Origin of the sequence: Cognatundibacterium rugosum, assembly GCF_014284365.1 — a bacterium.
GTDB classification, from domain to species: domain Bacteria; phylum Pseudomonadota; class Gammaproteobacteria; order Burkholderiales; family Burkholderiaceae_D; genus Undibacterium; species Undibacterium rugosum.
The window spans coordinates 209,245-231,174 of record NZ_JACOGG010000004.1; the positions used below are offsets into that span (position 1 = coordinate 209,245).

The window sequence follows — 21,930 nt, forward strand, 5'->3', positions numbered from 1 at the left end:
ACTGTCAGCAATCATGCTCAAAAGATAAACGAATGATGTCTTTCAAAAGAAAATTTGCCGGGCTCAGCCTGACGATCTTAGCAGGTTTGCTGTGTCCGCTGTCGCATGCGGCGAATACGCCGAAAAAAAACCTGGTCACCGATGATGACCGCTTCATGGCACTGCGTGATGCGGCCTTTCATGATGATGCCAGTGGCGCCGACCAGCATGCCGCGCTGCTTAGCAATTACGATATCCCCTCTTACGTTGATTACTACCGCTTACGTGCACATCTGAGCAAAGCCAGTAATACCGAATTCCGCGAATTTCTGCAGCAGTATGAAGGCAGTGCAATTGCCGACCGGCTGCGTAATGACTGGCTGCTGGTTCTGGGACGACGTGGCGAATGGGAACTGTTCGATCAGCAATATCCGCAATTTGTGGTAGCGGATGATAACCAATTGCGCTGCTACGCCCTGCTGTCACGCGCCAGTCGCCAGCAAAAAGTCGCGACTGAAGCCAAGGCCTTATTGAACTCACCCAAAGACTATGGCGAAGGCTGCTACAGCCTGGTCAATGCGCTGGCTGCCAATGGCCAGTTCAGCCAGACCGATTTGTGGGATCAGTTAAGAATGGCCGGTGAATATGGCGCCATGCCACTGGCCCAGCGCCTGGGTAAATTGCTGGAACTGCAGGAAAAGAAAATCAGCGAAGTACTGGAAAAACCCGCTGCGCTGCTCAAAAAGGGCCCCGATGGGACAAAAGCCGGTAAGGAATTATTCATCATCGCACTCGGGCGCGCAGCCAAATCCGATCCCGAAGATGCAGCTGAAAAATTATCCCGCTACAGTGCCAAACTGAATGAGACAGAACGCGCAAATGGCTGGGCGCAAATCGCTTTGCAATCGGCGTTGAAACTGGAACCGGAAGCACTCGGTTATTGGGTACGCGCTGAAGCCGCACGCTTTAGCCAGGAAGCCTATCAGTGGCGGGCGCGCACCGCGCTGCGTGAAGGTGACTGGAAACTGGTGAAGAATGCGATCCTGGCGATGCCCGCCAATCTGCGCAATGAACCAGCCTGGATCTATTGGCTGGGCCGTGCACTGAAAGCAGAAGGCAAGCAGGACGAGGCGCGCCAGCTATTCAATGGCATCGCCGATCAGATACATTTTTACGGCCAGTTAGCGAGTGAAGAAAATGGCCGTAAAATCGGTATCCCGCCTGGCAATAAACCTGTCAGCGCCGAGGAAGTCGCGGCCATGGAAAAAAATCCTAACCTGCAAAGAGCGCTACGCTTTTATGCGATGAATCTGCGGTTAGAAGGCACGCGTGAATGGAATTGGGAATTGCGCAAAATGAATGAGCGCCAAACCCTGGCTGCGGCGGAACTGGCGCGCAAAAACAATCTGCTCGACCGCATGGTCAATACCTCAGACCGTACCCGTGGTGAGCTCGATTTCAGCCAGCGCTACCCGACGCCATTTAATGACAGCATGTACAAAATGACGCAGGCACTGGGACTGGACATGGCCTGGGTATATGGCCTGATACGTCAGGAATCGCGCTTTGTGATGCAGGCAAAATCGCATGTAGGTGCCTCCGGTTTGATGCAGGTAATGCCCTCCACCGCACGCTATGTGGCAAAGAAAATAGGATTAGGCAATTTCGTGCCTGAGCAGGTCAATGATATCGAGACCAATATCGCGCTCGGCACCAATTATCTGAACATGGTACTGACTGATCTGGGCGGTTCGCAGGCACTGGCTTCTGCGGCTTATAACGCCGGCCCTGGCCGTCCGCGTGCCTGGCGCGCCAAGCTCAGTCATCCGGTCGAAGGGGCGATTTTTACCGAGACCATCCCGTTCAATGAAACCCGCGGCTATGTCAAAAACGTATTGTCGAATGCGACCTATTACGCTGCCTTGTTCGAGAAAAAAACGCAATCGCTGAAAGCCCGTCTGGGTGTAGTCGTACCCAAAGGTATGTCCGCCAGCGATGCCGAATTACCTGATGAAAGCCAACGCAATGCAAGAGACTGAAATCCACCCTGCCCTCGCAGCGATCATGCACGATCAGCGCTCTCCGCTGTCACTGGTGATAGGGAATAAAAATTATTCTTCCTGGTCTATGCGCCCCTGGCTGGTGTTAAAAGCCTTTGGCATTCCTTTTGAGGAAATCCGGGTTCTGCTCGGGCGTCCGGATACCACGGCGCGTATCAGTGAATACTCGCTGGCAGGCAAAGTACCGGTGTTGATCAGCAAGGACCTGACCGTTTGGGATTCGCTGGCTATTTGTGAATTCCTGGCTGATCAGTATCGCAGTTTGCCCCTGTGGCCGCAGGATGTGGCCGCGCGTGCGCATGCGCGCAGCATCTGCGCTGAAATGCATTCCGGTTTTTCCTCCTTGCGTTTCGATATGCCGATGAATATCCGCGCTGTATTGCCGGGCAAAGGCCGTACCATGGGTGCACAGGCTGACATAGGCCGTATCTGCGAAATTTGGGAAGACTGTCTGGCGCGCTATGGCGCGCATGGCTATCTGTTCGGCGGATTTTCGATTGCCGATGCCTATTTCGCGCCAGTCGTGATGCGCTTCCGTAGCTATGAGGTGTCGCTGGCTCCGGCCTTGCAAGCCTATGTAGAACGGGTGATACAGCATCCGGCGGTAGCGCTGTGGATACGTGAAGCCGAAGCCGAGCCCGAAGTCTTTCCTGCCCATGATGCACGTTTAGAGAAGTCGCCCTGATGAAGATTTATGAAGTGGGTGGTGCAGTGCGTGACCGTTTGCTTGGTCTGGCTGTGCAAGACCATGATTATGTGGTGGTAGGCAGCACGCCGGAACAAATGCTGGCGGCAGGTTTTCAGCCGGTAGGCAAGGATTTTCCGGTATTTTTGCATCCGAAAACCCATGAAGAATATGCGCTGGCCCGCACGGAAAGAAAAACCGCTGCAGGCTACAAAGGCTTTGTATTTCATACCGATGCCGAGGTCACGCTGGAACAGGATCTGATACGGCGCGACCTGACTGTCAATGCGATGGCGCGCGACAGCGATGGTCACATCATCGATCCGTTTGGCGGTCAGCAGGATTTACAGGCTGGCGTCTTCCGCCATGTCTCAGCAGCGTTTTCTGAAGACCCGGTACGCATACTGCGGGTAGCACGTTTTGCGGCGCGTTTTTCGCAGCCACCACGGGTATTTCAGGTCGCAGCAGAAACGAATGCGCTGATGCGCACTATGGTGGATGCGGGTGAAGTCGATGCCTTGGTGCCGGAACGGGTGTGGCAGGAAATTGCACGCGGCCTCATGGAGGCTGTTCCTTCGCGCATGTTTGCTGTGTTACGTGAATGCGGTGCCTTGCAGCGCCTGCTACCGGAACTCGATGTGCTGTGGGGCGTGCCGCAACCGCCACAACATCATCCGGAAATCGACACTGGCGTCCATGTGATGCTGGTGGTCGATTACGCCGCTCAGCAAGGCTATACACTGCCGGTCAGACTGGCGGCTTTACTGCATGATCTGGGCAAAGGCCAGACTGATCCTGCACTGTGGCCACGTCATCATGGGCACGAAGCACGCAGTGTGGAACTGGTCCAGGCAATTTGTCAGCGCCTGCGGGTTCCGGGCGATTGCCGTGATCTGGCTGTGATGACGGCACGCGACCACGGCAATGTGGGCAGAGCACTGGAAATGCGCAGTGCCAGCCTGGTCGATCTGCTAATGCGCAATGATGCTTTCCGTAAGCCGGAACGTTTTCTGGAATTTCTGCTGGCCGCGGAATGCGACCATTTTGGCCGCACAGGCTTTGAGCAAGTTCCTTTCCCGCAAACCGACTTCCTGCGCGCAGTGCTGCAGGCAGCGCGCCAGGTCAATGCCGGGGCCATTGCCGCACAGTGTGCTGAGCATCCGGCGCAGATACCGGAAGCGGTACGCAGCGCGCGCATCGCCGCCGTACGTGCCTTGCGTGCTGAGCTTGCTGACGGTGCTGAATCTGCTGAAGCTACTGAGAAAAAATAAGCAAAAACCAAAGTCCGCATGAAATAAGGCACGCAGCCGTTTTTCGAGCCAGCGGCCGCAGCGGATATAGGTCTTCCGTTTTTCACTGGTCTACCGATAGACAGGGAACAGCGTGTTTGCCCCACAGCAAAAAACAGCCAGCGGCACGCTGACTCCAGCTATCATGCAGAATAGCTGGAGTTCAGCCGGTTATTGCTCTACAATGGATTGTGCACCGCACCATTTATGCAGTAAGGAGTAGTCATGCAAGCCTCCGACCTCTATCCCGATCCCTCGTCCGGCCAGCCGGAGTCTAAGTCGCGTCCCGTCATTCATGTCAAGGAATTATCGGAACGCGACCGGCACCGCATCTTGCGTCATTTCCTGGCTCTGGAAGAAAGCGACCGCCTGCTGCGCTTCGGCACTTATCTGCCAGATGCGATGATAGAAAAATATGTCGACGGTATTCATTTCGAACAGGACAAAGTATTCGGCGTGATGAGCCACAGCTTCCGCCTGATCGGTGTCGGTCATCTGGCATTTGCACCACGTACCGAGAAAGATGAAGCGACCGACAAAGCCAGGGTCGCCGAATTCGGCGCATCGGTGTCGCAAAACGCGCGTGGCAAAGGCGTAGGCGCCAGATTGTTTGAACGTGGCGCCATCCATTGCCGCAATGCCGATGTCGATACCCTGTACATGCATTGCCTGTCGTCGAATGCGACCATGATCCATATCGCTAAAAAAGCCGGCATGGAAATCCATCGTGAATACGGCGAAGCCGACGCCTATCTGAAGCTGTTGCCCGCCAGCCCGGCGAGCGTCTTGATGGAAGCGATGCAAGAACAGGTGGCAGCCCTCGATTACACGTTCAAGGCCAATGCAAGGGCTGCGGCCAAATGGCTGCGTCATTTACCTGGCTGGAAATAAGGCACTGCGAAAGCACGACGACTGCACGACGCGTCGTTTAGCCAGCCCCATTCACGGTTTTCAATACCAGACTGGCGCAGAGTAAATCGGCCAGCGCAGTGCCAACAGATTTGAACACGGTAATTTCTTCTGCGTTGTTCCTTCGTCCCTGTCCGCGACATAATTGCGCTAAATCTGCGGCGATGGCCGATGCCTGAAACTGGCCCTCTGCCATCGGGATTAATAACTCCCCGGCTTCCCTGAGTACATTTTCCCGCGAATCGACACAGACGCGCGCACGGGTAATCAATGCAGTATCACATTCACGCCGGTCCGGACTGTGATTGCCCAGCATATCCACATGACAGCCAGGCGCAATCTGCGCACCCGCCAGCAAAGGTGTGGCAGAACCGGTAGCCGCCACAATGATGTCGGCCTCCGCCGTCACTTGCGGCAGCTCGCTGACGGCCTGTATCTGCAATGCAGGATAGGCGCTGGCGGTTTCCGCCCGACACTGATCGGCTACCGCCTGCGCCTTAGCGATATCCCTTCCCCACACCGATATGCGGCGCAACGCGTGCTGACTCAGATGCGCGTGCAGCAGCGGTAAAGCGAGACGACCCGTTCCCAGCAATAGCAAATGCTGTGCGTCAGGCCGAGCCAAATAGCGTGCCGCCAGCGCTGATACCGCAGCGGTGCGCCAGTAAGTCACGCTGGTACCATCGACCATCGCCAGCGGAACACCATCTGCACGCCGGAACAACAGTATTTTGGCAAACACGGTGGGCAACTGATTTTCTGCATTATCCGGAAAATAAGTGAAGGCCTTCATCCCGATCAAGTCTTCATTCCATGCGGGCAGCAGCGCAAAACCCTCATGCCTGTGCGCTTGCTCAGACAGGCGATAGACCTGACGCGGCGGCATATTGAAATCCCGACTGAAGCCCTGCTCCAGCGCATCTATCAGACGTGGGAAATCCAGCGCCTGGCTGACTTGTGCTGCATCGATAATCTGCATAGTGGCTCTGTGCTCCATGTTGAGTGATCAGTAGTAAGAATGAGACCGGCCGCTTATCCTGCCACCGGCAAGGCCGTGGTTTCTTTAATCTGTTGCAGCGCGAAGCTGGACTTCACATCCAGCACCGCCGGATGGCGCAGCAAGGTCTCCATCATAAAGCGGGAAAAGTGATCCATGTCCTCGACATGCACCCGTAACAAATAGTCCATTTCACCGGTCATCGCATAACATGCGACCACTTCTGGCCATTGCGCGACCGATGCCGAAAAATCCTCGCGCGGCGAACGCGAAGCCCCCTTGCCCGGCTGATCGCTATGCTTTTCCAGCCTCACGTTCACATAGGCGAGCAAGCCGAGACCGATCTTGGCCGGTTCCAGCAACGCCACGTATTTGCGTATCACACCACTGTCTTCCAGCCGCTTAATACGGCGCAGACATGGGGACGGCGATAAGTTAATCCGCTCTGCCACTTCCTGATTGGTCAGCCGTCCATCCGCCTGCAGTATCGCCAGAATTTTTCTGTCGATTTTATCCAGCACTAACTCTGTCATGATTTGCCAAGGATTAATTGATATGAGCAATATTATTGCGCAATTTCAGCTAGCTTTGGATAAATTTGGAATTTTATGGCGCGTTTTGCAGACTATACTGTGAGTTTGATCTGCATCAAAAAGCATCCGGAAACGGACATTGATACAGCCATAAAGACTGATGCAAGCCTGCAATTATCTGGCTCACTGGCCGCAGGCGACATCGGTTCTACATTCGATGATTTGACACAGGAGACAAGCATGACCTTCCAGACTTGGGATAACCCGATGGGTACCGATGGGTTTGAATTCGTAGAATACGCCGCACCGGATCCAAAAGCCATGGGCGAGCTGTTTATCAGCATGGGCTTTACCGCTATCGCCAAACACCGCACTAAGGATGTCACGCTGTATCGTCAAGGCGATGTGAACTTCATCATCAATGCAGAACCTGACTCTTTTGCACAAAAATTTGCGCGCAAACATGGTCCTTGCGTATGCGCCTTCGCGTTCCGCGTGAAAGACGCGAATGCGGCTTACAAACGTGCACTCGATCTGGGCGCATGGGGCTTTGATAACAAAACCGGCCCGATGGAACTGAATATTCCTGCCATCAAAGGTATCGGTGATTCCCTGATTTATTTCGTTGACCGCTGGCATGGTAAAGATGGCGCTGAGCCTGGTTCTATCGGTAACATCAGCATTTATGATGCGGACTTCGTCGCTATTCCTGGCGTCGCGCCAAATCCAGTCGGCAATGGCCTGACCTATATCGACCATCTGACCCACAATGTGTATCGTGGCCGTATGAAGGAATGGGCGGACTTCTATGAAACCCTGTTTAACTTCCGTGAAATCCGTTACTTCGATATCGCTGGCAAGCATACTGGTCTGAAGTCTAAAGCCATGACTTCTCCTTGCGGCAAAATCCGCATCCCTATCAATGAATCATCCGATGACAAATCCCAGATCGCAGAATATCTGGACCTGTATCACGGCGAAGGCGTGCAGCATATCGCGATGGGCACCGACAATGTCTACAAAACCGTGGCCGATATGAAAGCAGCCGGTGTCTCTTTCCAGGATACGATAGAAACGTATTATGATCTGGTCGACCGCCGCTTGCCTGGCCATGGCGAAAACCTGGAAGAATTGCGCAAACTGCGCGTCCTGATCGACGGTAAGAGCACAGAAACGTCACGTGAATTGCTGCTGCAAATTTTCACAACTACCGTCATCGGCCCGATCTTCTTTGAAATCATCCAGCGCAAAGGCGACCAGGGCTTTGGCGAAGGTAACTTCCGCGCCCTGTTTGAATCCATAGAACTGGATCAGATACGCCGTGGTGTACTGAAAGATGAGAAAGCAAGCGTATAAGCTTGCTAGACGAATGTGAGACTCCAACAAAAGGCCGACACGTTGTATGTCGGCCTTTTGTCTAAAAAAGATCAACAGGACTGACGCAAAACCGCCCCAGCGGCGTTATAGCTCCTTGTCGTACTATGCGTACTGCCTGCGTCGCTATGCCTTGCTGGGACAATTTTGCGTAAGTCCTAATAAAAATATTGGATATGAATACAACTACTACCGTCAGCAATGCGGATTTTCTCGCCACCGTTGCTGAAAAATCAGATGGTGCCGCGCTGCGCGGCGACTATAGCAAGGCGGATGCACACTATGTAGTCAGCCAGGATTGGGCTGCCTATACCGAAGAAGAACATGCAATGTGGCGACGTCTGTATCAGCGTCAAATGGCCTTGTTGCCAGGACGTGCATGTGATGAATTCATCGACGCACTGCAGGCGATGAATGCTGCCGATGGCATCCCGGAATTTGAAAAAGCCTCGCAACAATTATTTGCAGCGACTGGCTGGACCATCGTTGCGGTACCGGGTCTGATTCCTGAGCTGACTTTCTTTGAACACCTGGCCAACCGCCGCTTCCCGGTCACAGTCTGGCTGCGCACACCGGAAGAATTCAATTACATCGTCGAACCCGATGTATTCCACGATTTCTTCGGACATGTACCGATGCTGTTCAATCCTGTGTTTGCCGACTTCATTCAGTTGTACGGCAAAGGCGGACTAAAGGCAATGCAGCTGGGCGGACTCGATCAGCTGGCACGCCTGTACTGGTACACCGTGGAATTCGGCCTGATCAATACGCCGCAAGGATTGCGTATTTACGGCGCGGGCATCCTGTCTTCCGGCGGTGAAGTCGAATACTGTCTGACTCCGGGCACCAGCTCACGTCACATCCATCTGGAGATAGAACGCTGCCTGAACACCTTGTACAAGATAGACAGCTATCAGGAAACCTATTTTGTAATCGACAGCTTCCAGGAATTGTTTGACGGAACCGCGCCTGACTTTACGCCTTACTACGACAAACTCAAATCAGTTAGTCCGTTGTCGGCCAATACCCTGCTGCCGCATGAAGTGGAACTGCTGCCTGCGCAGTAATGCATCCACCAGTGACGACTGCTGCGGTCAACATCAACGCAGCAGTCGCCTGAACCACCTCAGCGGATTCTGCTGACTTAGCTTTCCTTGTTCGCAGCCGTCACACACCAATACACTGCATTCTCACGTTGCATCAAACCATGCATGATCATTTCTCTACGCAACGTCGCGCAATCTTCGTGAAACTGTAGCAGGAATTGATTCAGCTCGGCTTCCGGGTACGGCCTGTGCTGATCCAGCTGCGCGAGCAGCCAGTGCAAAATCACCAGCCGCTTTTTTCTTTGCTGAGGTATGCTCAGTAAACGGCCATCACGTACAAAGCTGGCCATGACACGCGCCGCTTCCTGCGCATTGCTATGCAAATCCAGATTCGCCTGCTGCACATTCCAGCGCTGATGCAGGCGTTCGGTTCTGGTGTAGCGCAAACGCTGCAACACCAGTTGTTGCCAGGCTGGCGTCGCATAGGCCTGTACCAGATCGCGCTGTATGCCATCCCAGACACCAGCATCCGCAGTGAGTCCCAGTGCTTGCAGATACTCGCTTCTAACCAGCATAAACTGCTTGCGGTAAGGCAGCAGGAACAGACTCGCATCCCGCTCAGCGCACTGACGCGCTTCTGCATACTCACTGAACCACAGATTGGTCAGGCCTGCGACTTCATTACCATGCCATAAAGTTGCCATATCGCTGCCTGGCGCCGCTTTACCGGATAAGACCTGCAAGGCATGCTCCCAATGTTGAAAACCCAGCTCAGCCGCGCACAGGTTCAGACTATGGCGTAATTGCCAGCACTCAGGCAAAGTCCAGTGCTGCTGACGACTGAGCACCAGCGCATGTTTGCATGCAGGTGCGTGCCCCTGCTGCAACAGCTTCAGCAACAAACGCGCGCGCGTTTTCATTTCCTGTATCAGCGAATTCATACTTGCACCCCGCTGCAACTGAAGACAGGCCGTGCATGCACAGAACAGGAAACCGGACAGGGGTAAAACTGAAATACAACTAAAGACAACATGATCGCTCCAATTCGTTATCTGACGACCCGCTACGTCAAACGAATAATCGCTGATCACATCTGATGGTGGCCAAACCGGCTGGCCGGTAAGGATGCGATAACACAGGGTGAGAGCCTCTTTTGCGGGCAGGCGCCCCTGAGCACCTGAGCCGCGATTGTAAAGTCAGGCTGAAGGCGCTGTCAATCAGGATTCTATCGCGCGATCGTCTGCGCACTGCCCATTAGCCTACGCTGAGATTTGTATCAGTTAGATGGTCAGCACAACACAAGTGTGCGCCGACCACTCCTGAATCGATCAGGGATACTGAGCAGTTGCGTCGTGTTTAATACACGCCAGGCTCACCCTCAGGGCGGGTCTTGAAACGTTTGTGCGCCCAGAAGTATTCGGAGGGGGCTTTCAAGACTTCCTGTTCGATAAACGCATTCATTTCGCGGGTAGCGGATGTCAGATCGCCGGCGGGATAATTGTCCCAGGGAGGATGGAAAGTGACTTTCCAGCCCTGACAATCCGGCAGCATGGTGGCGATCACAGGCACAACTTTGGCGTTGGTGGACGCAGCCAGACGCGGCAGTGCAGTCAGGGTTGCAGCGGGGATGCCGAAGAAGGGAATGAATTCGGCATTCTTCACACCGAAATCCATATCCGGCAGCATGAAGTAAGGCAGTCCCTCGTTGCTCATGGCACGGATAATCGGCTTGACGCCTTCAGCACGCGAAAACAACTTGACCGGACGGAAGCGCGAACGGCCTTTGCGTAAGGCCTGATCGAATACTTTATTGCGCTGCTCGGTATAAATCGAACACAGTGAAGACTCCAGCATCACGGCGACACCGGCCACATCCAGACACACAAAATGCGGACACATCAGTATGGTCGGACCGGACTGTATGACGTCCAGCGGTACTGCGGGCTCAACCTGAATCAGGCGCTTCAGACGGGCTTCAGAAGCCCACCACAAAATACCGCGCTCGAACACACTGCGTGCATACATTTGAAAATGCTGCTTCGCGATCTGATGGCGTTCCTGCTCACTCAAATGCGGTAAACATAAGCGTAAATTGGTCAGCGCGATATGGCGCCGTTTGCGCAGCAGTCCAAACAGCAAACTGCCGACAGCTTCCCCGAATCTTCCTAAAACCGGCAGCGGCAACCAGTGCAACAACCACATCAGCACCAGCACGGCTCTCATGCAGACTCCTTGATCTCTGCATCCGGCGCCGCCACGCCATCGGGCTGTTTGTAGCGGTTGTAACTCCAGAAGTACTGCGCCGGTGAACGTGCGATCAGTTTTTCCATCGCGTGGTTAATCGCTGCTGCCTGCGCTGCGGTATCGCCGTCCAGATTTTCTTCAAACGGAACAAAGCGCACAATATAGCCCTTACCGGCTGGCAGCCGTTCTGCATAGGTCAGGATAATCGGCGCGCCATTCATGCTATGCAATTTGGCCGACAAGGTCATGGTGTAAGCGGGTTTGCCAAAAAAGCGTGCCCACACACCCTCCCCTTCCTGCGGCACCTGATCCGGCAGCAAGCCTATCGCTTCGCCTTTTTTGAGCGCCTTGGCCATGATGCGCACGCCGGACAAATTGGCCGGAGCGAGCAGCAGGTTGTCACGCGCCCGCGCATCCTCGATCAGCGGCTTCAGCGCTGCTTTGCGTGGCGGCCGGTACATTACGGTCAGACGGGTACGCTCTGCGATCGTTTGCGCCACGATTTCAAAGCAGCCCAGATGTGGCGTTAAAAAAATCACGCCTTTTTTTGCATCCAGCGCCTGCTGTACCAGTTCCCAGTTTTCCAGTGTGGCAGTTTTCAACACCCGCTCAGGACGCGCGCACCAGATAAACGGCAGTTCGGCGATATTCTTACCTGCTTCGCGCACGGCATGCCAGCGTTGATCAGAAAAACCGGCCCGCTGCAGGTTTTCCTGCAGGCGGCGGCGATAAGAACCAGACAGCAGATACACCAGACAGCCAAGCAAGGCACCGCCTGCATGCAGTACAGGTAAAGGGAAACGGGATAGAAATCGGAATAAATGGACAAGCATGACGCCGCGCAAGAATCAATGAAAAATGGAGGGGTATTCGACATAGATGCGCCGAAAGGCGTAAAATATCATACATTGGCTGGCTGATGGACTATCCTCAGCAAGCCGACCGCCGAGTTAACAGACAACTTGCGAGGCGGTATACAAGTTCCGCTAAAGCGTCGCAGGTTCTAATTTTCGACTGCGGCACATTTTTTCGGTCAATTTTTATAGGAGCCTGCGATGGCGAATGACTTCCTTTTTACCTCTGAATCCGTGTCCGAAGGACATCCGGATAAGGTTGCAGACCAGATTTCCGATGCAATTCTGGATGCGATCCTCGAACAAGATCCTTACTCCCGCGTTGCTGCTGAAACCCTGACCAACACCGGTCTGGTGGTGCTGGCCGGCGAGATCACGACGCAAGCCAATGTGGATTACATCCAGGTGGCACGCGACACCATCAAGCGCATCGGCTACGACAATACAGAATACGGTATTGATCATAAAGGCTGTGCGGTCTTGGTCGCGTATGACAAACAATCGAATGACATCGCCCAGGGCGTGGATCGCGCCAGCGATGACTACCTGAACATCGGCGCCGGCGATCAGGGTCTGATGTTTGGTTACGCGTGCGATGAAACACCGGAACTGATGCCTGCGCCGATTTACTATGCGCACCGTCTGGTTGAGCGTCAGGCGCAATTGCGTAAAGACGGCCGTCTGCCTTTCCTGCGTCCGGACGCCAAATCCCAGGTGACCATGCGCTATGTCGATGGAAAACCACACAGTATCGATACCGTCGTGCTGTCGACACAGCATAGCCCGGACCAAAGCGAAACTTCCACCAAGATGAAGCAATCCTTCATCGATGCGGTGATCGAGGAAATCATTAAACCTGTGCTGCCTAAAGAATGGCTGCAGGATACCAAGTATCTGATCAATCCTACCGGTCGCTTTGTCATCGGCGGCCCGCAAGGTGATTGCGGCCTGACTGGCCGTAAAATCATCGTCGATACCTATGGTGGTGCCTGCCCGCATGGCGGCGGCGCATTCTCCGGTAAAGATCCGACAAAAGTGGACCGTTCTGCTGCCTATGCTGCGCGTTATGTGGCGAAAAATATTGTGGCAGCGGGTCTGGCACGTCAATGCCAGATTCAGGTGGCATATGCGATTGGCGTGGCACGTCCTATGAATGTCACGGTCTATACCGAAGGGACCGGCGTGATCCCGGATGATCAGATCGCTGCACTGGTCAATGAACATTTTGACCTGCGCCCGAAAGGCATTATCCAGATGCTGGATCTGTTACGTCCGATTTACTCCAAGACTGCGGCCTATGGCCATTTCGGTCGCGAAGAACCGGAATTCAGCTGGGAACGTACCGACAAAGCCGCCATCCTGCGCGCTGCCGCCGGTCTGTAATGAGCTCATGAAGGAGTCCGCGTCACAATGCTTGTGCAGTATCGATTCAACACAGTATCGCTGACGCGCTCCGCTTTTTGCCTACGCCTGCTGGCTGCAGCTGCCATCTGTGCGGTTCAGCCCGCCAGTGATGTCTATGCCGCGGCGCCAGCAGCGAATACCACTCCCACTGTCAGCAAAACAGCCAAACCAGTGAATGACTGGTGCCCGGCTTTAACGGCCAGACTCCCCAAAGTATCCGTCGCTGATTGCCGCAATGCGCAGCTCAAGCCGACCGGAGTGAATTCGCTCAATGGTTTCCCGGTGTTGTTCCGCGATATGCCGGCAGATACACGCCATCCGGGCGCGATCCGCGTGCTGTTATTAGGCGGCATACATGGTGATGAACAAACCGCATCATCTATCGTTTTCAAATGGATGGAATTGCTACGGCGCCCTGGTGCGGCAGAATTCAACTGGCGCATTGCACCGGTCGTGAATCCGGATGGTTTACTCGCGACCAAACCCAAACGTGTCAATGCGCGTGGTATTGATCTGAACCGCAACTTCCCGACACCGGACTGGGAAAAAGAAGCACCCGCTTACTGGGCACGCGTGACGCGCAAAGATCCGCGCCGCTTCCCCGGCAAAAAACCGGTCTCTGAGCCGGAAAGCCGATGGGTGTATGACACCATAGAACGCTACAAGCCCGATGTGATTATCTCAGTGCATGCACCTTTCGGTGTGCTCGATTTTGACGGACCTACCGATCCGCCTACCCGTTTTGGCAGGCTGGTGTATAACCGCGTCGGCATTTACCCCGGTTCACTCGGTAATTACAGTGGCATACACAAAGATATCCCGGTGGTGACCATAGAGCTGCCGCATGCGCTGACCATGCCGCCCGATGCGGAGGTTCAGCGTATCTGGACCGATATGCAGAAATGGATACGTCAGCATATCGCGGCCCCACTTAAAACAGCCGGCAAATCCTGAAGCCAGAACCGCCCCTTTTTTGGGCAAAGTCAGATCGAATTTGCACAAAATTCCAACATGCTTACGATTTGCAATTCTTTTTACATGATAAGAAATTTTCAGAAAACCGGTACGCATAGGAACTTTCTACGATTCTGCGTCTCAAATTCACCAATTTAGCTAATTCAGTTAAGTTCCCGCCCTGAAAAAAATACTCAATTTTCAGAAAATTCCCGCCAAGTCAAGCTGTTTTTTTTGGTGCACTGCCACTTTTATGGTTATTTTAGTAAAAACAGTTTTGTTTTTTATCAAAAAATAATTCATCTTTACGTAGTTTCCACAATAAATAGATGAAGCAAGTTTGCTCAAAGCGGCCTGCAATGAAATTTTCTTTTGAAAATATATTTTTACACTTTTCCTCTAGAAACAATAAACAACAAACCCTGTTCTCGTTTTTTCCATTGTCTGATTTACTAATACTTAGCTAAACAGGCATAGCACTGAAATCAACTTTGTGTATGCAGCGTAGTGCTGAGAGCTGGACTCCCGCCTGAGGTCTGCTCTGTTTCGGTCTAAGTGTATCAATTCAACTCTGGCTGCACCGGTCTATCGGTCAGCTGAAAATATCTACAACAATCATTGGAGAAAAAATGACACGAGCTTTGAAAATGAAACAGGTCTTCCGTCCAACCGCGATTGCCCTGATGCTGGCATGTGCATGGGATGCGCAGGCAGCAGAAAGAGTGAATCTGAATCAAGCTGGAGCTGAGCAGGCAGTTGCTGCTTCGCTGGCAAAAACAGGCGCAACACGCGCCCATGAATTGCTGGGTCTGGCCAGCGATGAACTGCAGGCAGTGCGCAGCCACACTTATGCCAATGGCAGAGTTGTGACCCGTCACCAGCAACTGTACAAAGGCATTCCAGTCTGGGGTGAAGCTGTGGTCGAGCATACCGGCTCTGGCCAGCCGTCTCTGGCCGGTGGTTTTGTGCGTGGTCTGGATAAAGATCTGCCAAATACCAAACCTACTTATTCCGCATCCCAGGCGCTGACTCTGGCTAAAACCCAGGCACGTACCCAACAAACAGAAAACGAACAGTCCAAACTGTACGTTAAACTCGACAGCAATAATATCGGCCGTCTGGTATATGCCGTGTCCTTCGTAGATACCCGCAATCCGGCTAAACCTAGCCGTCCACATTTCATCCTCGATGCCAATACAGGTAAAGTGCTGGAACAATGGGAAGGCATTACCCACACACTGTCCGGCACAGGTCCTGGCGGTAATGCAAAAACCGGCCAATACGAATATGGCACGACAGCAGGTTATGGCTTCCTCGATGTCTTAGTAAGTGGCTCCACCTGTAAGCTGAGCAGCACCAATGTCGATACATACAATATGAACGGTGCGACTTCCGGTTCCGGTACTCTGCATTCCTTCACCTGCCCACGCAATACCGTCAAAGCCATCAACGGTGCTTATTCCCCAATGAATGATGCGCATTACTTCGGCAATCAGGTATTCAATATGTACCAGGCTTATGTCGGCGTACGTCCTATCAGCCAGAAACTGGTCATGAAAGTGCATTACGGCAGCAACTACGAAAATGCATTCTGGGATGGCTCCGCTATGAACTATGGTGATGGCGCAACCACCTTCTATCCACTGGTATCGCTGGACGTGACCAGCCATGAAGTTTCCCACGGCTATACTGAACAAAACTCTGGTCTGGTGTATTCCGGTATGTCCGGCGGTATGAATGAGGCTTTCTCTGACATGGCCGGTGAGGCAGCCAAATTCTATGTGCGCGGCACCAATGACTTTAAAGTCGGCACAGACATTTTCAAAGGCTCAGGCGCACTGCGTTATATGTACAACCCGCCACTGGACGGCAGTTCGATTGATAATGCGTCCAAATACACCAGCAGCTTAGACGTGCATTACACCAGCGGCGTGTACAACAAAGCCTTCTACCTGCTGGCAACGACTGCAGGCTGGGATACTAAAAAAGCATTCCAGGTGATGGCCGATGCAAACCGCCTGTACTGGACTTCCGGCAGCACATTCAATGACGGTGCCTGCGGCGTAGAAAAAGCAGCGGCTAACCGCGGCTACGTGGTAGCTGACGTGACTAACGCATTTAAAGGCGTCGGTGTGAGCTGCTCTACAACACCGGTTCCAGCAACCGCGTTGACTAAAGGTGTACCGGTATCCGGCATCAGCCTGGCAACTGGCGCCAGCAAGCTGTTCAGTATCGTCGTTCCTAGCGGCGCGAAAAACCTGAGCATCAAGCTGTCCGGTGGTACAGGCGATGGTGATATCTACGTGAAAGCCGGTTCCGCACCGACTACCACGTCTTACACCTACAAATCGGATGGCTCCACCAATGCAGAATCCGTTTCAGTCGCTACACCTACTGCAACGACTTACTACATTCTGGTGAATGGCTACGCCACAGTCAGCGGCGCTTCTCTGGTCGCGACTTATCAGTAATTCCTGACGCAAGTCACACTTACAATTTTCCCGCTCCCACCGGAGCGGGATTTTTTTCGCCCGTGTTTCAGCTGCGCTTACTTTTTTAAGGAGTTGATCATGCAAAAACGAATTTCATCCCTGTTGATTTCCAGCCTGTTCGCCATACTCAGTAATCAGGCTCACGCTGCCGACGATAAAGTCTGGATTTCTATCGGCGATAAGGCTTTACAGCAATTACAAAAACTGGCGCCAGCCACCGTGATTCAGCAATCCAGTATGGTGTTGGCCACGCCGGCCAATCGTCTGAATAAGCAAGCGGCACAAGAAGAACAGGTGCACCTGGTACAAGTCAGTCAGGATCAGATGCTGCGCTTGTCCGATGCGATACATCATGAACTGAAGCGCTGTGGCGGTTTTATGTTTCATAGTGATTTGAACAGTGCCAAAGTCAGTCTCAGCAAACTCTCGGTTCAGAATAAAGCAGGACTGGCTGCACTCGTCGCGCCTTCGTACACCATCGATAATCAGTCCGTCGTGACACCGATGCTGACGCAAATGCAGGCTAGCAATATCGCACAGACTATTGTCGACTTTTCCGCCTTTGCTAACCGCTATTACACCACCAATAATGGCGTGAATGCCTCTAACTGGCTGAAGCAAAAATGGAGCAGTATGGCCAGCGGTCGCAGCGATATCACAGTCGAACAATTCACCCACGCAGGCTGGGCACAGAAGTCGGTCATTCTGACGATTAAAGGCAGCGACAATAGCACGGAGGTCGTGGTTCTGGGGGCGCATCTGGACTCCATCAATACCAAGGGTACGACAGAAACCACCAAGGCCCCGGGCGCAGATGATGATGCATCCGGCATCGCCAGCCTGACGGAAATCCTGCGTGTGATGGTGGCCAATAATTACAAGCCACGCCGCACGATTAAACTCATGGGCTATTCAGCGGAAGAAGTTGGATTACGCGGTTCGCAGGAGATTGCCAAGAGCTACAAAGCGGCCAATACCAATGTGGTCGGGGTAATGCAGCTGGATATGACGAATTACAAGGGCTCGCCACAAGACATCTATCTGTACACTGATTATACCAATGCAGCGCAAAATCAGTTTGTCGCCAATCTGATCAGCACTTATCAGCCCAGCCTCAGCATAGGCTACGACAAATGCGGTTATGGCTGTTCAGATCACGCTTCCTGGAACGCGCAGGGCTATGCGACATCCATGCCTTTTGAAACCGCATTCACCCAGGATAATCCCTATATTCATACCGAGAACGATACCTTCGCCAACAGCGGCGGGCAGGCAGATCACTCACTGAAATTTGCGCGTCTGGGTTTATCGTTTGCCGTAGAACTGGGTAGCGACGGTCCTGGCACACCGGGTAAACCACCCGTCACGGATAGCTATAGTGGCAGCCTGACGCAAAACCAGACCAAGAGCTTTGGTCCCTTCAAAGCGGCCTCTGGCAGTGTGACAGTAGCGACCACAGGCACCGGCGACGTGGATCTGTATGCACGTAAATCCAACCTGCCAACCACCACCACGTATGACTGCAAATCCGATGGTTCCACTGCGACCGAAAGCTGCAGCCTGAATCAGAGTGCCAACGGGGATGTCTATGTGTTACTCAAGGGTTATACGGCATCGACCTATAGCCTGAAAGTCACTTACACACCGCAATAAGCCTGTTAGGCCTGACGTTGAATGCAGCGTCAGGTGCTGCTGGATTAAAGATAAAAAGCAGACCGGGTCCTACCCTGGTCTGCTTTTTATTCGCAGCAAACACCGTCATCTAGACGGTAGAAATAAGGCGTTGTCAGTACTTGTATCCAAAGCCCACGGTCAGCAGGCTGGATGTGGTTTTAAACCCAGCGCCAGGTTTGCTGTTGTAATTGATGTTCGCTCCCAGATTCAGCGTCCATGCGTTGGCAACCACAGTTGCCAGCGACATATCCAGCGTACTGCGCAAGCCCATATCTGACTGCCCCGGATAAATCACCAGTCTTTGCTTAAAAGCGGATGTGCTACTCAACTGGTGGCTGTATTCTTCACCCAGCAATAATTCTGCACCATTCACGCTGGATGGCGCCGGAGCTACCGTTTCAGCAAAACGCTTACCGGAATAGCCAATACCAGCGAACACATCAAATGCCGTGTCTTTACTGCGAATCACGTGATAACCGGCACCCGCATTCAATGCATAACGGGAGTTGATATTTTGCGGCTTATTGGTTTCCAGTTCCGCACCACCAAATGCAAACGCGTCTGGCGACAAGTTGTAATCATAACGTCCGCCTGCACGCAGTAATTGCGCGGTGCGGGTTTTGACATCATTCACAGTGCTGCTGCCATAGTTTGCCAGACTGTACAAAGACACTTTATCTTGCAGCGTCGCCTTGCTGCCATCTGCACTGAAATTTAAATTCTGTGTCGTTGAATTGTTATTAGCAAAAGAACCGCCAGCAGAGAGCGCACCATGCCACTGACCATCGGTCACGGTTTGCGCTTGCGTTGCACCAGCCGCAAAAACACTGATTATGAATACGGACTTCAGCATGTCCTTACCAGAAAATTGCATTGTATGACCTCATCAATAAGATTACACGGCCACACGCAAAGTGCGGCCACGGAAAAATAGCCAGGCCGGATTATAAAGAGAGGCTGTCGGTCAAAATGATAAATACCGTCAAAATGCACGAGGTCTAATGTAAAGCAATGTTAAGCAAAAAGAATTCATTAACGACAGGAAATTTGAACTATTCATACAGGTTTGCAGTCGAAAAAACGGCTTGTCTGCATGAAACTTTCGTGTCACGCTGGCAACTCAGGCAATGCAATACAGAGATCAGTGATATCTGGTTTCCGGATTCAGCACAATGATTTTTCCCATGTTCTATTTAATGACCACAAATTACAACGAGACTGAGAACACATGAAACCACAACGTCAATTCCTGGCGGCGCTGACACTGCTGGCGGCGGCCAGCGTCAGCTACGCGCAAACGCAAGATCCACATCAATGGCTGGAAGATGTCAGCGGCGATAAGGCGCTGAACTGGGTTAAGGCACGCAATGCAGAAACCCGCAGCAAACTCGATAAGGACGCCGGCTTTATCAAACTGCGCGACGATCTGGGTGTGATCCTGAATTCCAAAGACCGGATTCCCGGCATCTATAAAATGGGCGATGCGGTCTATAACTTCTGGACCGATGCCGAACATCCACGCGGTCTGTGGCGCAAAACCACACTGGACGAATATCGTAAAGCACAACCAGCCTGGGAAATAGTGCTGGACGTGGATGCACTGGCTAAGCAGGAAAATGAAAACTGGGTCTATAAACGCGCGAATTGCCGTGAACCGGAATATGACCGCTGCCTGATCGAATTATCGCGTGGCGGTGCCGATGCAGTCACACTGCGTGAGTTTGATCTGAAGTCCAAAAGTTTCGTCAAAGGCGGTTTTACCCTGCCAGAAGCCAAGATGAATGTAGATTGGCGTGATAAAGATACACTCTATGTCGCGACGGATTTCGGCAAAGGCTCGCTGACTGACTCTGGCTATGCACGCATCGTCAAAGAATGGAAGCGTGGCACGCCGCTGAGCAAGGCACACACCTTGTTGGAAGCACAGAAAACCGATATGAGCGTCGCGGCACAAAACAGCGAGCACGGTGGTGTACGGCATGAACTGGTACACCGACAAATCACGTTTTACACCTCGGAACAATTCCTGCGCAATGGCGACCAACTGACGCGCCTGGATGTGCCGGCCCAGTCCGACGTGTCCTTCTTCAGTTCACAAATCATTGTCACACCGCGAGAAAACTGGACCACGGGTGGTCAGACTTTTGCCGCAGGCAGTGTGCTGGCGATGGATTTTGACGCTTTCATGAAAGGCGAACGTCAATTCACTGCGCTGTTCACGCCAGGCAGCAGCACCTCATTCACCGGCATGGCGGCGACGCGCAATACCTTGCTGCTGCAATCCCTGAACGACGTAAAAAGCAAGCTGGTGGAATGGCGCTTCAACGACGGTCGCTGGACACAACGCGAAGTCAGCCTGCCTACTCTGGGTAGCGTAGGCGTCATGGCCTGGGACCCGGATCACAGCGACGAATACCTGCTCAGCTATTCTGACTATCTGACCCCCAGCGTCTACCTGATGGCCAAGGCCGGCAGCGATGAACGCGAAAAGCTGAAGTCAGCACCAGCCTTCTTTGATGCAAGTCCATACGAAACAGTGCAGCAATTTGCCACCTCCAAAGATGGCACCAAAGTGCCTTACTTTATGGTGAAACGCAAAGACCTGAAACTGGACAGTAATAATCCTACCCTGCTGTATGGCTACGGCGGCTTCCAGGTATCGCTGACGCCTTCCTACTCCGGTGCTTTAGGCAAGAACTGGCTGGAAAAAGGCGGCGTCTATGTGGTCGCCAATATCCGTGGTGGCGGTGAATATGGCCCGAGCTGGCACCAGGCTGCGCTCAAAGGCAATCGCCAGCGTGCCTATGATGATTTTGCAGCTGTCGCTGAACATCTGATCAGCAGCAAAATCACCAGCCCGCAACATCTGGGGGCGATGGGTGGCAGCAATGGCGGTCTGCTGGCCGGGGTGGCACTGACCCAGCGTCCTGACTTGTTCAATGCGGTCGTCAGTCAGGTACCTTTGCTCGATATGCAGCGTTTCAGCCACTTGCTGGCAGGCGCTTCCTGGATGGGTGAATACGGCAATCCTGACGTGGCCGAAGAATGGGCATTTATCCAGCGTTATTCGCCCTATCAAAATGTGAAGGCGGAAGTAAAGTATCCGAATGTACTGTTCATCACCTCCACTCGCGATGACCGTGTCCATCCTGGTCATGCCCGTAAAATGGCGGCCAAGATGCTGGCACAGGGTCATAAAAACGTCTGGTACTACGAGAATATCGAAGGTGGTCACGGCGGTGCAGCGAACAATGCGCAGCGTGCAGACATGAGTGCGATCACCTATACCTTCTTATGGAATATGCTGAAATGGGACAATGCTGAGCATCGCATTCACTGACTAAGTTTCAGCGGCTTATTACGCTAAACAGTGCAATCCGTTATCCTGTGAGGGGTAACGGATTTTTTATTCGGAATCAGGCAAAACTGCAGAGCT

At 52.9% G+C, this 21,930-nt stretch carries 17 protein-coding genes; 11 read left to right on the forward strand and 6 right to left on the reverse strand.

Annotated features, from left to right (window positions below; all coding sequences use genetic code 11):
• Positions 1 to 32 precede the first annotated feature (32 nt).
• From H8K47_RS05610 to H8K47_RS05625, 4 genes are all read left to right on the forward strand, one after another.
• Positions 33 to 2,018 (forward strand): lytic transglycosylase domain-containing protein, encoded by a 1,986-nt coding sequence (locus H8K47_RS05610; RefSeq protein ID WP_186880439.1) that lies wholly within the window; start codon positions 33 to 35, stop codon positions 2,016 to 2,018.
• A complete protein-coding gene (locus H8K47_RS05615; protein ID WP_186880475.1) occupies positions 2,005 to 2,724 on the forward strand; it encodes a glutathione S-transferase family protein in 720 nt (239 codons plus the stop codon). Before H8K47_RS05610 ends, H8K47_RS05615 begins: the two co-directional genes overlap by 14 nt.
• The gene (locus H8K47_RS05620) at positions 2,724 to 3,995 is read left to right on the forward strand and encodes a multifunctional CCA addition/repair protein (protein WP_186880440.1); all 1,272 of its coding nucleotides are present in this window, start codon (positions 2,724 to 2,726) and stop codon (positions 3,993 to 3,995) included. The genes H8K47_RS05615 and H8K47_RS05620 overlap by 1 nt, the downstream gene beginning before the upstream one ends.
• 243 nt (positions 3,996 to 4,238) lie before the next feature.
• Complete coding sequence (locus H8K47_RS05625) at positions 4,239 to 4,904, forward strand: GNAT family N-acetyltransferase (protein ID WP_186880441.1); 666 nt, start codon at positions 4,239 to 4,241, stop codon at positions 4,902 to 4,904.
• Between the two features lie 37 nt (positions 4,905 to 4,941).
• On the opposite strand, the gene lhpI is transcribed toward H8K47_RS05625, so the two are convergent.
• A complete protein-coding gene (lhpI, locus tag H8K47_RS05630; RefSeq protein ID WP_186880442.1) occupies positions 4,942 to 5,901 on the reverse strand; it encodes a bifunctional Delta(1)-pyrroline-2-carboxylate/Delta(1)-piperideine-2-carboxylate reductase in 960 nt (319 codons plus the stop codon).
• A gap of 53 nt (positions 5,902 to 5,954) precedes the next feature.
• Positions 5,955 to 6,452 (reverse strand): Lrp/AsnC family transcriptional regulator, encoded by a 498-nt coding sequence (locus H8K47_RS05635; RefSeq protein WP_162020653.1) that lies wholly within the window; start codon positions 6,450 to 6,452, stop codon positions 5,955 to 5,957.
• Between the two features lie 240 nt (positions 6,453 to 6,692).
• Between H8K47_RS05635 and hppD the strand changes: the two genes are divergently transcribed.
• Positions 6,693 to 7,808, forward strand: a complete 1,116-nt coding sequence (gene hppD, locus H8K47_RS05640) for a 4-hydroxyphenylpyruvate dioxygenase (RefSeq protein WP_186880443.1) — start codon at positions 6,693 to 6,695, stop codon at positions 7,806 to 7,808.
• Positions 7,809 to 8,002: 194 nt separating this feature from the next.
• The gene (gene phhA, locus H8K47_RS05645) at positions 8,003 to 8,893 is read left to right on the forward strand and encodes a phenylalanine 4-monooxygenase (protein ID WP_186880444.1); all 891 of its coding nucleotides are present in this window, start codon (positions 8,003 to 8,005) and stop codon (positions 8,891 to 8,893) included.
• Between the two features lie 77 nt (positions 8,894 to 8,970).
• Here phhA and H8K47_RS05650 read toward each other — a convergent pair whose 3' ends face one another.
• The 3 genes from H8K47_RS05650 to H8K47_RS05660 all read right to left on the reverse strand — a co-directional run bounded on the left by H8K47_RS05650 (position 8,971) and on the right by H8K47_RS05660 (position 11,949).
• Positions 8,971 to 9,813, reverse strand: a complete 843-nt coding sequence (locus H8K47_RS05650; protein ID WP_186880445.1) for a DUF2087 domain-containing protein — start codon at positions 9,811 to 9,813, stop codon at positions 8,971 to 8,973.
• A 415-nt stretch (positions 9,814 to 10,228) separates the two neighbouring features.
• Positions 10,229 to 11,095 carry an LpxL/LpxP family acyltransferase gene (locus H8K47_RS05655; protein WP_186880446.1) on the reverse strand — a complete coding sequence of 289 codons (867 nt, stop codon included), beginning with the start codon at positions 11,093 to 11,095 and terminating at the stop codon, positions 10,229 to 10,231.
• Positions 11,092 to 11,949, reverse strand: a complete 858-nt coding sequence (locus H8K47_RS05660) for a lysophospholipid acyltransferase family protein (protein ID WP_186880447.1) — start codon at positions 11,947 to 11,949, stop codon at positions 11,092 to 11,094. Before H8K47_RS05660 ends, H8K47_RS05655 begins: the two co-directional genes overlap by 4 nt.
• A 222-nt stretch (positions 11,950 to 12,171) precedes the next feature.
• On the opposite strand from H8K47_RS05660, the gene metK reads away from it, so the two are divergent.
• The 4 genes from metK (at position 12,172) to H8K47_RS05680 (ending at position 18,473) form a co-directional block, all read left to right on the forward strand.
• Entirely contained in the window at positions 12,172 to 13,353 is a 1,182-nt protein-coding gene (metK, locus tag H8K47_RS05665) for a methionine adenosyltransferase (RefSeq protein WP_162020637.1), read from the forward strand.
• 27 nt (positions 13,354 to 13,380) lie between these two features.
• Complete coding sequence (locus tag H8K47_RS05670; protein WP_186880448.1) at positions 13,381 to 14,328, forward strand: M14 family zinc carboxypeptidase; 948 nt, start codon at positions 13,381 to 13,383, stop codon at positions 14,326 to 14,328.
• Between the two features lie 629 nt (positions 14,329 to 14,957).
• Positions 14,958 to 16,799: a M4 family metallopeptidase gene (locus H8K47_RS05675; RefSeq protein WP_230405125.1), complete on the forward strand. Its 1,842-nt coding sequence runs from the start codon at positions 14,958 to 14,960 to the stop codon at positions 16,797 to 16,799.
• A 99-nt stretch (positions 16,800 to 16,898) separates the two neighbouring features.
• Complete coding sequence (locus H8K47_RS05680) at positions 16,899 to 18,473, forward strand: M20/M25/M40 family metallo-hydrolase (RefSeq protein ID WP_186880449.1); 1,575 nt, start codon at positions 16,899 to 16,901, stop codon at positions 18,471 to 18,473.
• A gap of 133 nt (positions 18,474 to 18,606) precedes the next feature.
• Here the strand turns inward: H8K47_RS05680 and H8K47_RS05685 are convergent, their stop codons facing one another.
• A complete protein-coding gene (locus tag H8K47_RS05685) occupies positions 18,607 to 19,347 on the reverse strand; it encodes a DUF481 domain-containing protein (RefSeq protein WP_186880450.1) in 741 nt (246 codons plus the stop codon).
• Positions 19,348 to 19,722: 375 nt separating this feature from the next.
• On the opposite strand from H8K47_RS05685, the gene H8K47_RS05690 reads away from it, so the two are divergent.
• Positions 19,723 to 21,834 (forward strand): prolyl oligopeptidase family serine peptidase, encoded by a 2,112-nt coding sequence (locus H8K47_RS05690; protein ID WP_186880451.1) that lies wholly within the window; start codon positions 19,723 to 19,725, stop codon positions 21,832 to 21,834.
• Positions 21,835 to 21,930: the final 96 nt, after the last annotated feature.